Source organism: Acinetobacter sp. ANC 4558 (assembly GCF_002135375.1).
Lineage (GTDB): Bacteria > Pseudomonadota > Gammaproteobacteria > Pseudomonadales > Moraxellaceae > Acinetobacter.
The window spans coordinates 53208-67648 of record NZ_NEGH01000008.1 but is presented as its reverse complement, the minus strand read 5'-3'; the positions used below and the strand labels follow the sequence as shown (position 1 = coordinate 67648).

The window sequence follows — 14441 nt, the reverse complement described above, 5'->3', positions numbered from 1 at the left end:
GCTTGAAATTTATTTTCTTTCAAAAATAGTCGAAAGCGGAATGGACAATTTAGCAGCAAGATATTGGTCTGATTCCACAAGATTGGGAATGATCTTTTCCATCCACTCTTCACGCAAAATAATATTTTCAATATCATTTTGATTTGGAAGTGGATAAGGGAGTTGTTCGTAAAACGACCAAAAATTCACTTGGGATAAATTACGAATCAGTGCATATTTATTATCATCTGTTCGTCTGATTAAGTTTTGCTGTTCTAGGGTTAAAATATAGGTTGGTAGGGCACCTGCTTCATCACAACCTAAAACATTCAGTGCTTCTAATTCCGTTACACCTTCTCCTGTTTGTTGTCTTTGGTAAAATAACTCTAGGAGACTCAGTAGCATAATAACAGGATGGCGCTTGGTATTTTTACCAGCATGAAAGGCTGTAATGGCATAACTAATTTCGACACCAAGTAAAATAATATTCCAAGTGAGGAATACCCACAATAAGAAAATGGGAATGGCTGCAAAAGCACCATAGATGATTTGATAACTGGTAAAATTTGTCATGATATTGCCGAACAAATTTTTCAACAATTCAAAAATAACGGATGCGAAAATTCCTGAAATAAATGCAGCCTTAATGGGAACATTACGATTAGGAATAGTCCAATATAAAATAAAAAAGCCTAAAACGGTTAAAGCAAATGAAATACTCCATAACACGAAAGCACCATCAAGCTCATATCCTGCAAAGTTATTGCTGAGTACATTGAGTGAAGCGAGTGTAGATGAAATAACAAAAGCACTTCCTAGTAGAATTGGACCTAAAGAAATGATTGTCCAGTAGCGCATAAAGCCTAAAATACCGCCTCGTGTTTCTTTGACACGCCAAATGCGATTAAACACAGTTTCAATACTGGTGAGCATCATGACCGTTGTAAAGAATAAAAAAAGTACCCCTATAATGGTCAAATTACTAGATTTATCTGTAAATGCACTCAAAGCTTTATCAAAAGCAATAGTTGTTTTTGGTAGAAAGTTACTATAAATCAATTGCTGTAATTGTTGTCTAGCAGGCTCTAATGCTTTTATGGAAGAGATAATGACCAAAAAAACGGTTAGCATTGGAACTACTGCAAAAAGTGTCGTATAGGTTAAAGACCCCGACATTTCTCTACAACGGTCAGCCTCAAAACGTCGTAAGACAAATAAAACAAACTGAAACCAAGTTTGATTATAAAATGGAAGTTTTTTTAAATACTCAGCGATCATGCTTTATTTCATCTCAATTGTTTTCATGATGTTTCTATAAATTACTTATAAAGTTTAGCAAAAAAATCAAAATGCCGTATAGTTTTGATTTTTAGACCTGTTTATATCAATATGCAACCTTATATTTTAGTTCTATATTACAGCAAATATGGTTCAACAAAAGAAATGGCACATTTAGTTGCAAATGGTGTTGAGTCAACTGGAATGGCAGTGAAAATTCGCACCGTCCCACATCTTTCTACTGCCGTTCAGCAAGCGGAGGCAAGTATTCCGAAAGAAGGTGATATTTATTGTACCTTAGAGGACTTGGCAAATTGCGCTGGTTTGGCATTAGGTTCACCAACTCGATTTGGTAATATGGCTTCTGAGATGAAGTATTTTTTAGATCAAACAACAAGTTTGTGGCTTAATGGGGCATTACATAATAAACCAGCTTGTGTTTTCACTTCCTCGGGCTCTATGCATGGTGGACAAGAAAGTACATTATTAACGATGTTTCCACCCTTGTTACATCATGGCATGATTATTTTAGGATTGAATAATGCTCATCCCGCTTTATCTAATACTAAGACCGGTGGTACACCATATGGAGCAAGTCATGTGAGTGGCGCTAAGCATGATCATGTAGTAAGCCAAGATGAGCGTTTATTGTGTGAGGTACAAGGAAAGCGATTGGCACAGGTTGCTGCTCAATTATTAAAGTGATGGTATATGTTTAATAAATTTAAATTCTGAATAAAAAATGCTGCAATATTGGGGGGATTGCAGCAAAAGAGATAATTCGGTGTTCGAAATCAAAATTAGTTATGATGTTTATTTTAAAGCATCATCATTTACAGTCCGTATAGGGTGTTGATAGTCTTGAGTTATTTTTGGAGTAGTCTTGTGTTTAGGGATGATGAGCCATAGGATCAAATAAACTAAAATTCCAGGAAAACCAGAAAATAAGCACGATACCAGTATAAAAATAATACGTAGTAAGTTTGCATTCCAGCCAAAGCGTTCAGCAATACCACCCATGACTCCAGCAATCATTTTTGAGTGATTAGAGCGATATAAGCCAGTATTGCTCATGAAGATCTCCTTTATTCTTGCTATTCATCAATGTTGATCAATATAAATAAAATGGTGTTTAACGCTAAAATTTAAAGTGTTTAAAGTTATGAATACGTTACGATATGTAAAAATGTGAATAATGGAACTTTATTCTGAATATTGGATTAAAGTATAGTGCAGTATGTATTTGAAATTTTAAAAAATCATTTATTAAGGCAATGATAAGCTTGTAAAATATCATGATGTAAATATCTCAATTACAGCTGTATATAGGGTGCTTAAATGCAAAATCGAATGTCATATAGCTTGATTTTTATTATAGGTAGTTTATTAACTTTAACTGCTTGTGATGATAAATCTCCCCTTGAAGAGGTAGAAACAGCTAAAGAAAGTATTTCAGTGCAGATGGAAGATGGTGTTCCTGCAGCAAAAAGATTGAGGGATGTTGTTGGTCATGTCAATCATACACATTTTTCACATGATGACCATTCAAAAGAAGTCACACTTTCAGACGATGCTAAACCGTATATAGGAAGATATCTCATTAAGGTTGATTGTACGGATAAAATAGTCAATTGTGAGGGCGGGAGTGCAGATATTATTTTAAATTTATTGGCGGATGGTACTGCACACAGAACTATTATTCATTTGGGGAAAATTACCTACGCATCAAATCTACAATATAGTGAAGATAAATGGTTTTTTGATTCAAAAACGAAGGAGGTCGTTTTAGAAAGAGCTAATGGGGTGACATTCTTCTTTAATACAGATCATCCTAATCAATTGATTATGAATGCTAAAAAAGTGATATCTGGTACAGAGAAAAATCGAAAATATTTTGCGAATGGTTATCCAAAACCATTGCGTAATTATGTTTTAACGAAAGAAGATGATAAATAATGATTTAGAATGAAAGAAAATTAGAAGATTAGTAAAAGTTAAGATAATAAGAAAAAATAATATTAATAATTTAAATTATATGATGAAATATAAAGGTTTATATGAGGAATGGTGGGTCGTCCGCGACTCGAACGCGGGACCAACGGATTAAAAGTCCGCTGCTCTACCAACTGAGCTAACGACCCATTCAAAGAGATGTTTATTCTTTTGCAGCGAAGCGCTTAAGAATGATGGTGGGTCGTCCGCGACTCGAACGCGGGACCAACGGATTAAAAGTCCGCTGCTCTACCAACTGAGCTAACGACCCATCAAAGTGGTCAAATAAATGGTGGGTCGTCCGCGACTCGAACGCGGGACCAACGGATTAAAAGTCCGCTGCTCTACCAACTGAGCTAACGACCCATATCATTTGATGGAGCGTATTGTAGCAAGTTATCAGTCAAGCGCAAGTAAAAATTAAAAAAGTTGTTTATGTTTGATTATAAATGAAACAATTTAATATTATATACTCAAAAAATAAACAACTTTAGGCATTAAAAGCGATATTGATACGTTTGAATATTATTATAAATTTCAAGGGTGAGTGGGCGATAGCTATTTTCACCTGGAAGGAGAATTAAAATAGGCTCATCTGTTTCACTTAAATTAAAAGCTTGTGCTTTTAATTTATTTTTTTGGGGTTTAAATGTTCCTGTCATTTCAACTTGTTGCTGAATTCTTAAAAAAACTGGAATGGCGTATGACGGTAAAGACTTTTGAAATAAGTCATACATATTTTTAAAATCGACATGATCGAGTTGCATATTATGAATAAGCGTAATTGCTGCCATACCTGCACGGCCATTGGTATGTGGAATTTCAACACCATAAACTACTGCAGCTGCAATTTTGAAATATTCACCCATGATATTTTCAACTTGGGTGGTCGAAACATTTTCGCCTTTCCAGCGAAATGTATCACCTAGGCGATCAACAAACTGCGTATGTCGATAGCCAAGATCACGCATTAAGTCGCCTGTATTGAAATATGCATCTCCTTGTTTAAAAACATGATGCATCATGACCGCTTGATTTTTTTCAGCGTCTGTATAGCCATCAAAAGGAGATCTGCGCGTTATTTTACCAATGAGTAGACCGATCTCCCCTTTTTTTACTTTTTTACACCGGCCATGTTCATCCAAAATAGGTAAATTACGTTCTTTGTCAAATTCAATCACGGCATAAGGAGTAGGTGAAAAGCCGACGGTATTATCAAAATTAAAAATATTGCTGAAACCCACATTACCTTCACTTGAAGCATAAAGTTCGAGTATTTCTTTTACACCAAAACGGGCTTTAAATTTATTCCAAATATTCGGTCGCATACCATTACCAATCATTTTGGTAACACGGTGGGTTTTTTCTAATGCAGAGGGAGGTACATCCATTAAATATCGGCAAAGCTCTCCAACATAAGCGATAGCAGAAGCATCAAACTTTTGAACATCTTTCCAGAATGAAGTCGTTGAATATTTTCGTCTCAAAGCGAGCGTTGCATTACCTGCAATCACACCACACCAACATACAACAATACCAGTGGCATGATAAAGCGGAAGGGTGCAATACATCACATCGGTTTGATTTAAGTCTAAAACGTGCCCATATGTCCCATATGCGAGCATCCAGCGACTATTGGTAAAAATAACGGCTTTGGGAAGACCTGTCGTTCCAGAGGTATAGATATAAAATAAGCCATCTTTTCCTTGCACAGAGTTTGTGGTTGCAGGATTAAAGTGAGGAAAACTTTGTATGCAATGTGCAAGATTGATAAAGCGATCTGGTACATTTCCTGAAAATTTGAGTGTTTCTAAATTGGCAAACCAAAAAAAATGATGCGCCTGAATATTTATGTCATCTTGGATTTCAGCAATCGCATCTTGACACTCCTCACCAATAATAACTGCAAATGGTTTGACCAGATTGATACTGTGACTCAGTACTTGACCTGTTTGTGAGGTATTGACAAGTGCGGAGCTAACTCCAATTTTTGCAAGTGCAATGATCGTAACAATCAGCTCAGGACGGTTTTCCATCATGACTGCAATCACATCTCCTTTTTTCACCCCTAAGGAGAGATAGTAGTGTGCAATTTGATTGGCCCATTCATTGATTTCTTTATAGGTAAATTGTTGATCTTCAAATTTTAAAGCACAACCTTCAGGATGGCGTCTAACGGCTTTTTCAAAGGCAATGCCTAAACCTGTTGGTGTACGAGCAGTACGCAAATAAGCTTGCTTTAATCCCCCAAGTAAGTGGAGTAGTTTAGGCATTAGCTGAGGAAGTTTCGTCATCACTTGAGTAAAACTAATGACGTTCTTATCTTGTGCTTGATTCATAAGATTCCTATTTGGGTACTGTCATACACTTTTGAGTAGATGAAAATTTACAGATATCTTTTAATCTTTTAAATCTAGTGCAATCAACCTAATTTGCAGAAATAAAAAAACCAGTCATCGAAATGACTGGTTTTTTATGCAAATTAAAGTTGTATTTAATCTGTTGATGGATCTACTTTTTTAGGTGGACGACCACGAGGGCGACGAGGTCTAACTGCTTTATCTTTAGTTTGCTTCTCTGCTGTTTCTGTTGTTGTTGCTTCTTGAGTTGCATCAACATTTAATTCAGCTTGAACAGGTGTTTCAGAAGTAATTTCTGGAACAGTTTGTTCTAATTCCGTAGGCACTTCTGCTTGCGTTTCTACGTGTGAGTCACTTGTTGCAGCCGTTGCTTCTATTAAAACCTCAGCAGCAGGTGTTTCCACAATTTCACTCGCTACAGCCTCTGTTGTTACAGCTACTTCAACAAGCTCAGGTTCAACATTGTTAACGACAGGTTCTTGTACATTAGTTTCAACTGGTGAATCTACATGTTGTACTTTTTCCGCATCAAGATGTGCTTGTTTTGCTTGAACAAGTGCTTGTTCAGCTGAGAGTTTAGCCAAACGACGACGTTCACGAGGGTCATTTGCGACACGTTTCTCTGACTCTGGTTTTGGTGGCGTAAGGTCTAAAACAGGAGCAGGCTCTGCCTCTACTGCTGCTTTAGAGATTTTTACATCTCTGGTTACTGGTTTTTTATCATCATTCTCTACAACAGGTTGAGCAGAGGTTTGTGACAAACTATATTGTTCTACAAACTTTTGTAGAGCACGATTGAAGGTTGGAATTAAACCAAATTGTTCAATCAGCACAGCACAGTCATCACCATAGATATGGCGAATTAAGCTACCAATCGTATATTGACCTAAATTCGGTACTTGCGATGCACTTAACTTAGGAGGACGAGGAGCTTGCTGTACTTTTGTGTCACGTTGTTGGCGACGACGTTGACGAGGATCATTACTTGCTCGTTTTGCAGGCTGTTGTTGAGCAACAGCAGATGGTTCTTCTTTTTCAGAAAGAGCTTGATCTGCGATAGATGTTTCTACAACAGCAGGAGTATGAACATTTTCAACAATTGGTGCAGCCTCAGCGGTTGGGCGTGCATGATTATTGAGCGCAATGATTTCAGTTTGAGCATGATCTACATTCACCACTAATGCAGTTGGAATAACTTCTGCTTTAGGTGCATTGATCAGTTCAACGTGTGGTTGCTTGATTGATGTTTCATTTTTCACTTCAGCAGCGATTGCTTCAGGAACAACATTTTGTTCATTTAACACACTTGCATCGCGTTGGCGATTTGGTCTGTTTGGTCGCTGTTGATTGTTACGATCACGACGAGGCACAGCATTTTGCTCAGTATTTTGAGCATCTTGATGTTGATCCTGTTGATGTGGTTGGCGACGAGAGGTACGTTTATTTTCACGTGCTTCTTGGCGCTGTTCTTGACGCGTGACTTGAATAATCTCTTCATGCACTTGATTTTGTTGAGTGTCATGTAGAGTATTTTGTTCACGTTGCTCTTTGTTTTTGTTGTTATTGTTATTGCGTTTCTTATTTGGACGCTTTTCTTCACGTTCAGCTCTTTCTAGGCTATCACGATCAGACTTTAAAGTGACCGTTGAAGGTGCTAAATAAGCGTTGTTATGGTCACTTGAATACGTTGGTGCAGCTGCTGTTGCTGGGGCAGCAGTATGAAGTTGTCCAAATTGACCACGGCTTACAGCACCCCCATTGACCATTTGTTCAATTGACGCAGCAGCATTGTTTGCAGTGCGAGACTGATCAATTGTTGCAGCTTGTTTTTGAACAAAGAGATTTTCTAACCAAGCACACGGGCTATTAGATGGTGTTGCAACAGCAGCTTGAGTTGCTGTTTGATTTTGCGGACGAGGTTTTTTAGCTGCTTTATCCTGCGATTGCTGTGCAGGTTGAGAGGCGACTTGATGTTCTTCATCTAAATGCCATTCAGATGATTCATAACCTAATTCTTTTTCACTATTACGCGTTGCTTCCGTACGCTCATAACTTGTTGGTGCAAAACCTTCAGGGTTATACGAAATTTCGTAATGAGGTGTTTCTAAATGTGGGTGAGGAAGAACAGTTACACGAACATTTGAAGTCTGTTCTAAGTATACCAAGCTATGACGCTTCTCATTCAATAAGAATGCCGCAATTTCAACTGGAACTTGTACCTGTACTTCACCATGACGTTCACGAAGAGCAATTTCTTCAACTTTACGCATAATTGAAAGTGAAAGAGAGCGAAGATCACGGACCATACCTGTACCGTGACAGCGTGGACAAACATAACCGGTAGCTTCTTCTAAAGAAGGGCGTAAACGCTGACGGCTCATTTCCATGAGTCCAAAGCGAGACAATTGACCGAACTGAATTCGCGCACGATCACTTTGGGTCGCTTCACGTAGTTTCGCTTCAACCATGCGTTGATTACGGTCTTTGGTCATATCAATGAAATCAATAACGACTAAGCCACCAATATCACGTAGACGAAGTTGACGAGCAATCTCTTCAGCTGCTTCTAAATTTGTATTTAAAGCAGTTTCCTCAACATCATGACCTCGAGTTGATTTTGCAGAGTTGATATCGATAGAAACTAAAGCTTCCGTTTGATCAATGACAATTGATCCGCCTGAAGGTAGTTTAACTTCACGTTCATATGCGGTTTGAATCTGGCTTTCAATACCAAAGTGAGCAAAAAGAGGCTCATTTAAGGTATATGTTTTGAGTTTTTCAAGTTGGCGTGGCATAACGGCTTTTACAAAATTGTAAGCTTCGTTATACGCTTGTTCGGAATCGATTAAAATTTCAGAAACATCATCACGCAGATAATCGCGAATTGCACGTGTCACAACGCCAGCTTCTTGATGAACAAGCATGGGTGAAGGACCAGAGCTTGCAGTATTTTGTATTTGAGCCCAAAGATCAAGTAAGTGTTGTAAATCGAGTTGTAATTCTTCTTGAGAGCGCCCAATACCAGCAGTACGTACAATGACACTCATACCACGAGGAACATTTAATGATGCTAATGTTTCTTTAAGTTCTTCACGTACAGCACCTGAAATTTGACGACTGATACCGCCACCTTTAGGGTTGTTCGGCATAAGAACTAAATAACGACCTGCTAACGAAATAAAAGTAGAAAGCGCAGCCCCTTTATTGCCGCGTTCTTCTTTTTCGACTTGAACTAATAGCTCTGTTCCTTCAGAAATCAACTCTCTAATATTTGAGGTTTGACGTGGATCAGCTTGGTAATAAGAATTTGCGATTTCGCGCATGGATAAAAAGCCTTGGCGACCTGCTCCATATTCAACGAATACAGCTTCTAAAGAAGGTTCAACGCGAGTGACGTGACCTTTGTATATATTAGACTTTTTTTGCTCACGAGTGCGGTTTTCTAAGTCAAAATCGTAAAGACGCTGACCAGTGACAAGTGCAACGCGAATCTCTTCTGCATGTGTTGCATTAATCAACATACGTTTCATGGGTGTAACACCTTATTGTGATACACAGCAAACATCGCAATACGTATAACGAACATCAAACATTACGGATCAATGCTCAGATCTCAAATAAACCGATTGTGGTCTGAGTTTTACTACCGGCCTTTTATCATAGGCTACGGTGTTGATTTACGTATTGATGATAGCAATACGGCTTCAATCTCCAAACGATTAAAGTCACCTGAGTCATTCACTGGTCGATAAGCGGTGTATTGGATGTATGTCACTTTAACTGTTTTATTGCTCAAGATCATCTCTTCATACATGAGAGGATGTCTATGCGGAATTCATCATCGCACTGCAATTTATACAGATCCAATACATCAACGCTGTAGCCTGAATTTTCAATCAGGGAGCGATTAATCTGATGTGTATCAGTTAATATTTAAAAACCAACGGATATGTTGGCGACATATTTTTTGAGCAAACGGTTTGTACCTAAAGTACAATTAAATGTAACAGTCTGCAGTTTTGCCGATATAATAAGCCTTCGGCGTCGGCATAATTCTTTTAGGACCTGTGCGCTGAAAGAGTTTTCATTGCTTCTTTAAGCCTAGTATAAACTGACTTAAATCAATTTTTACTCTTTTACGATGGTTTCCGTGCGCTGACTATATCAAACCTTACATCATCTGCCTATGGGCTAAACTAATGTTTCTTGTGAAAAGTATAGCTCAACAGGTCGTTTTTTAATCATATATAATATTTTCTAGGTTATATAACAGTATGAATTCTACGCAACAATGGCAAAGTGTAACTTGGTTTGAAGTGGACGAACATCAATCAGGCCAGCGAATTGATAATTTTTTATTTAGTCGACTCAAAGGAGTGCCGAAAAGTCGAATTTATCGTTTAATTCGTGAAGGACAAGTTCGCGTAAATAAAAAACGAATCAAAGCTGAAACGAAGTTATCAATTGGGGATCAAATTCGAGTTGCTCCTATACGTTATGAGCAGAAAGATGAATCTGCGGTACCTGTATCAGATAAAGTTGCTCAAAGTCTTTTAAGCCGTGTGATTTATGAAGATGAAGGATTGCTGGTAATTAATAAACCGTCGGGAATTGCTGTGCATGGCGGCAGTGGTGTGGCATATGGTTTGATTGAAGGTTTACGTGCTGCTACTGGGAAGAAATATTTAGAACTGATTCATCGTATAGACCGAGATACTTCTGGTTTGGTGATGGTTAGTAAAAAGCGCAGTACATTAAAAACCTTACAAGATATGTTACGTGAACATAAGATTAAGAAAACATATGCAGCTGTTGTTAAAGGGCAAGTTAGTTTAGATAAACAATTGATTGATGCACCTTTACATCGCTATGAATTGGCAAATGGTGAGCGACGCGTGTGTGTATCTAAAGAAGGAAAAGAATCTAAGACGCAATGGAATGTTGCAGAACGGTTTATGCATGCTACATTGATATATGCTTCACCGCTTTCTGGACGAACACATCAAATTCGTGTGCATGGTTTAAGCATTGGACACCCATTGGTGGGAGATGAGAAGTATGGACATGAAACTGCCTATAATGGACCAAAACCACGTCGTTTATGTTTACATGCAATGCGTTTAGACATTCCAGGTTACCCAACAATTGAAGCCCCTTTGCCAGAAGATATGCAAAGTTTGGTGGCACAGTTGAGAGCACAAAAGAAAGATTGATTAAAAAGTATTCCTTTTCAAAAAAGGAAAGGAATACCGATGAATGACATACCAAGAGCAAGCCAATCTTAGGATTTATTATGAAAAAGCCTGTAGAACTCATCATTTTTGATTGGGATGGAACTTTATTTGATTCAGTAGGACAAATTGTAGACAGCCTTCTATACGCTGCAAAAGAGTTTGGTCAACCATTAACACATGATGCTGCAAAAAGCATTATTGGATTAGGTTTGCCAGAAGTCGCTCAAGTCTTATTTCCAACTGTTCCAGAATTACATACAGGTATTTTAAAAAGCTATGGTGATCATTATGTCGAACATTCGAAAGATGATCAGTGGTTTACTGGGGTTTCAGAAATGCTACATGATTTGAAAAACCAAAATATCAAACTTGCAGTTGCGACTGGGAAAAGTCGTCGTGGTTTAGATCGAGTTTTAGCTCAGACGAATAGCGTACATTTATTTGAAATTACGCGTGCTGCGAGTGAAACGAAATCAAAACCAGATCCTTTAATGCTGAGTGAAATTTTATCTCAAACTGGTGTAAACGCTGAAAATGCAATTATGGTTGGGGATACATCTTATGATTTAGAAATGGCACACAAGATTCAAATGCCGCGTGTGGGGGTGAGCTATGGTGTACATTCAATTGATACTTTACAGCGATTCAACCCATTGATGATTGCGGACAATGTTCAAGGCTTGCATCAATTTTTGAGTCAATAAATTGAAATATTTAAATGATCAGAATTTTTTGATATGAGTCGTTCAATTCGATTACTAAATTTACTGCAATACCTGCGAGAGCAACGCTATCCTGTAACTGCACAATGCCTAGCACATTATTTTGAAATTAGTGTGCGTAGTGTTTATCGGGATATTGATAGTTTACGTGATCAAGGTGTAAATATAGAAGGAAGTACAGGCTTAGGATTTCAGTTAAAAGAAAACTTTTTATTACCGCCAATGAGCTTAAACGAAACAGAAGTTGAGGCAATATATTTGGCGCTACAATGGGCTAAATCTATTCCTGATCAAGCATTGCAGCAATCTTCACATTCAGTGTTGGCTAAATTAAAAGCAGTATTGCCACATAGAAAGCAAGTATTTTTAAATGATACATATCTAAAATCTATTCATTCATGGATAGAGGTTGATCCAAACGTTGTTGAACAAGTTCGAATGGCGATACGCTTACAAGTTAAAATTAAAATTGAATATCAGGATGAACAACAGCAATGTTCACAAAGACAATTGTGGCCATTTGCTATGGGATATTTTAACGACAAAATGTTATTAGCTGCATGGTGTGAACTCCGTGAAGATTTTCGAAATTTTCGGTTAGATCGAGTACAGACCTTAACTTTGACAGAGCAATTATACCCTCAATTTAAACACCACTTATTTCAAGCATGGTGTCAAAAAGAATTTCCGCATTTAGATGCCGTAAAAACACTACTGACAAAAACTGACATTCTCACACACTACGCTTAAAGAATAATGAATAAACAGAGTAGAAAACGATGGCTTTAACTTTATATACAAATTCACAATCGCGTGGTGTTGTGGTTGATTGGCTTCTTTTAGATTTAGGTATTGAATGTGAAAGAAAAGAAATTGCTTTTGAGACAGAGATGAAATCATCTGAATTTTTAGCAATGAATCCCTTTGGTAAAGTGCCAGTTTTGGTGGATGGTGACATTGTTGTTTATGAATTAAATGCAATTTGTGCTTATTTAGCGGACAAATATTTTGAAAGAGGACTTGCTCCTGCATTGAATGATCCGCAACGAGGTATGTATTATCGTTGGTTATTTTTTGGAGCGGGTCCGTTTGCGGCAGCAATTGATAATTTGCATTTAAATGTAGTGATTCAACCTAATCAAAAAATGTTTATGGGTTATGGGGATTATGATGACACTTATCAAGCTTTAGTTCAGGGCTTAGAATACGCAAGTCCATATTTATGCGGAACACAATTTACAGCGGCAGATATTTGTTTAGGTGCGATGATTATGTGGCAGTTAAAAATGAATATATTACAGCCACATCCCGTGATTGAGCGTTATATTAATACAATAAAACAACGTGAGAGTTTAAGTAAAATATCTGCATTGTTTGCAGCATAAACGGTGTAGTGTGATGATCGTTGAAAAATAATCATTATCGGGTAGCAATAAGCTCAATTAAGTTTTCTACTCAAACGATATCAGACACATTAGTACGGTCATTTAAGCAAAATGATCGTACTTTAATGAAGTAAAAAATTAATGATTAAAATCTAAATAAAATACTTTGGTGAGCAGCTCAATAAATTTTTGAACAGCAATTGATTTTTTGTCTTTACGATAACTCACATATAAATCGACTTGAGGCATTTCAATACTGAGCGGGCGAATCGTGGAATTATTCGTAGACATCGGTGCAATATAGCCTGGTAATATGGTACAGCCCAATCCCATACCGATTGCATTAATATTAAAGAAAACATTATCTGCTTTATGTACAATGTTGAATTCAATATGATTTTTTTTCGCAAACTCTAAGATTGTATGATGTAAAATTGGCGATTGCTCAATTGCAGGAATAATGAAATCAATACCATTTAAGGCTTGAACTGGAATTTTTTCATATTTTGCTAACGGATGATCTTTTGGTAAAATAAAGATCAAAGGTTCTCTAAGTACAAATTGACTATTCACTTCATCACTTTGTAGATTTTGACGTGTGAAGGTAAGATCTAATTCATTGCGTTTTAATGCTTTGATCTGCTCACTATCATTCATACTCAGCAGTTCAATTTTAAGATCAGGACTTTGAACACGTATATTGGGCAATACGTAAGGGAAAACTTTCATTTCCGCAACGGGAACAAAACCAATACGTAACATTTGTTGTTTAGACAATAAAACCTGTCGAGCCATAGTGACAGCTTTATCTGCTTGTGCAAGAGTTAAACGCGCTTGTTCTAAAAATACAGCACCTTCTTCAGTCAATTCTACTTTACGTTTGGTACGATACAATAGTTGTACACCGACATCCTCTTCTAAGTCTTTAATTTGTTGACTAAGGGAGGGTTGAGCCGTGTAAAGTTTTAACGCTGCTTTACTGAAGTTAAGCTCTTCAGCAACGGTAATGAAGTATCTTAAATGCCGTAATTCCATATTGCTATGTCCAAAGATCTATTCGCAAAAAGTCATAGAAAAGGGGGAGCTGAGTATAATCTATAATCAACTAATAAGTGGGGATTATTCTCATATTTAGAGACGAAATGAATGGTTGCAAAACATAGAGAAGAAATCTGAGTTCGATTCATAAAATCATCATTAAATGATATTAGATCTTTATTTTATGCAAAATGTATCACATTTTTAATTGTAAATGATAATTTAATTGTAAAAAAATAATTTAGGCAATGACGTTTATTATGTGTATGTTCCAATTTGGATATTACACATTTTGTATCATCAGCGTCTATATAAGTGATATGACGAGTGATTTCTATATTATGCACTTTTCAGAGGTTCACAGAATATCTGAACCGAATGATTTGGAGTAATTTCATTTGAGTAATATGAAAATTATATTATTTTGTATCATTTGTTTTGCGATTAATACAA

The 14441-nt window shown here is 37.0% G+C and carries 12 protein-coding genes and 3 tRNA genes; 6 read left to right on the top strand and 9 right to left on the bottom strand.

What is annotated here, in order from left to right:
• Window positions 1–9: 9 nt before the first annotated feature.
• Window positions 10–1257, bottom strand: coding sequence for a YhjD/YihY/BrkB family envelope integrity protein (locus tag B9T31_RS10755; RefSeq protein ID WP_086181964.1), 1248 nt, complete (start codon window positions 1255–1257; stop codon window positions 10–12).
• A 111-nt stretch (window positions 1258–1368) separates the two neighbouring features.
• On the opposite strand from B9T31_RS10755, the gene wrbA reads away from it, so the two are divergent.
• Window positions 1369–1962: an NAD(P)H:quinone oxidoreductase gene (gene wrbA, locus B9T31_RS10750; RefSeq protein ID WP_086181963.1), complete on the top strand. Its 594-nt coding sequence runs from the start codon at window positions 1369–1371 to the stop codon at window positions 1960–1962.
• A gap of 108 nt (window positions 1963–2070) precedes the next feature.
• Here the strand turns inward: wrbA and B9T31_RS10745 are convergent, their stop codons facing one another.
• Window positions 2071–2331, bottom strand: coding sequence for a PspC domain-containing protein (locus B9T31_RS10745; protein WP_086181962.1), 261 nt, complete (start codon window positions 2329–2331; stop codon window positions 2071–2073).
• A 264-nt stretch (window positions 2332–2595) separates the two neighbouring features.
• Here B9T31_RS10745 and B9T31_RS10740 point away from each other — a divergent pair, with 264 nt between their 5' ends.
• A complete protein-coding gene (locus B9T31_RS10740) occupies window positions 2596–3213 on the top strand; it encodes a hypothetical protein (protein ID WP_086181961.1) in 618 nt (205 codons plus the stop codon).
• 109 nt (window positions 3214–3322) lie between these two features.
• Here the strand turns inward: B9T31_RS10740 and B9T31_RS10735 are convergent.
• The 6 genes from B9T31_RS10735 to B9T31_RS18125 form a co-directional block, all read right to left on the bottom strand.
• A tRNA-Lys gene (locus B9T31_RS10735) sits at window positions 3323–3398 on the bottom strand.
• 46 nt (window positions 3399–3444) lie between these two features.
• A tRNA-Lys gene (locus tag B9T31_RS10730) sits at window positions 3445–3520 on the bottom strand.
• A 19-nt stretch (window positions 3521–3539) separates the two neighbouring features.
• A tRNA-Lys gene (locus B9T31_RS10725) sits at window positions 3540–3615 on the bottom strand.
• A 131-nt stretch (window positions 3616–3746) separates the two neighbouring features.
• Window positions 3747–5588 (bottom strand): long-chain-acyl-CoA synthetase, encoded by a 1842-nt coding sequence (locus B9T31_RS10720; protein ID WP_086181960.1) that lies wholly within the window; start codon window positions 5586–5588, stop codon window positions 3747–3749.
• A gap of 155 nt (window positions 5589–5743) precedes the next feature.
• Window positions 5744–9139 carry an Rne/Rng family ribonuclease gene (locus B9T31_RS10715; protein ID WP_086181959.1) on the bottom strand — a complete coding sequence of 1132 codons (3396 nt, stop codon included), beginning with the start codon at window positions 9137–9139 and terminating at the stop codon, window positions 5744–5746.
• A 134-nt stretch (window positions 9140–9273) separates the two neighbouring features.
• Entirely contained in the window at window positions 9274–9405 is a 132-nt protein-coding gene (locus B9T31_RS18125) for a hypothetical protein (protein WP_265733384.1), read from the bottom strand.
• 478 nt (window positions 9406–9883) lie between these two features.
• Between B9T31_RS18125 and B9T31_RS10705 the strand changes: the two genes are divergently transcribed.
• The 4 genes from B9T31_RS10705 to B9T31_RS10690 all read left to right on the top strand — a co-directional run bounded on the left by B9T31_RS10705 (window position 9884) and on the right by B9T31_RS10690 (window position 12950).
• A complete protein-coding gene (locus B9T31_RS10705; RefSeq protein ID WP_086181958.1) occupies window positions 9884–10822 on the top strand; it encodes an RluA family pseudouridine synthase in 939 nt (312 codons plus the stop codon).
• 80 nt (window positions 10823–10902) lie between these two features.
• The gene (locus tag B9T31_RS10700) at window positions 10903–11547 is read left to right on the top strand and encodes an HAD-IA family hydrolase (RefSeq protein WP_086181957.1); all 645 of its coding nucleotides are present in this window, start codon (window positions 10903–10905) and stop codon (window positions 11545–11547) included.
• A gap of 33 nt (window positions 11548–11580) precedes the next feature.
• A complete protein-coding gene (locus B9T31_RS10695; RefSeq protein WP_086181956.1) occupies window positions 11581–12315 on the top strand; it encodes a helix-turn-helix transcriptional regulator in 735 nt (244 codons plus the stop codon).
• A 29-nt stretch (window positions 12316–12344) separates the two neighbouring features.
• A complete protein-coding gene (locus B9T31_RS10690) occupies window positions 12345–12950 on the top strand; it encodes a glutathione S-transferase family protein (RefSeq protein WP_086181955.1) in 606 nt (201 codons plus the stop codon).
• A gap of 138 nt (window positions 12951–13088) precedes the next feature.
• On the opposite strand, the gene hcaR is transcribed toward B9T31_RS10690, so the two are convergent.
• Window positions 13089–13985, bottom strand: coding sequence for a DNA-binding transcriptional regulator HcaR (gene hcaR, locus B9T31_RS10685; RefSeq protein WP_086181954.1), 897 nt, complete (start codon window positions 13983–13985; stop codon window positions 13089–13091).
• Window positions 13986–14441: the final 456 nt, after the last annotated feature.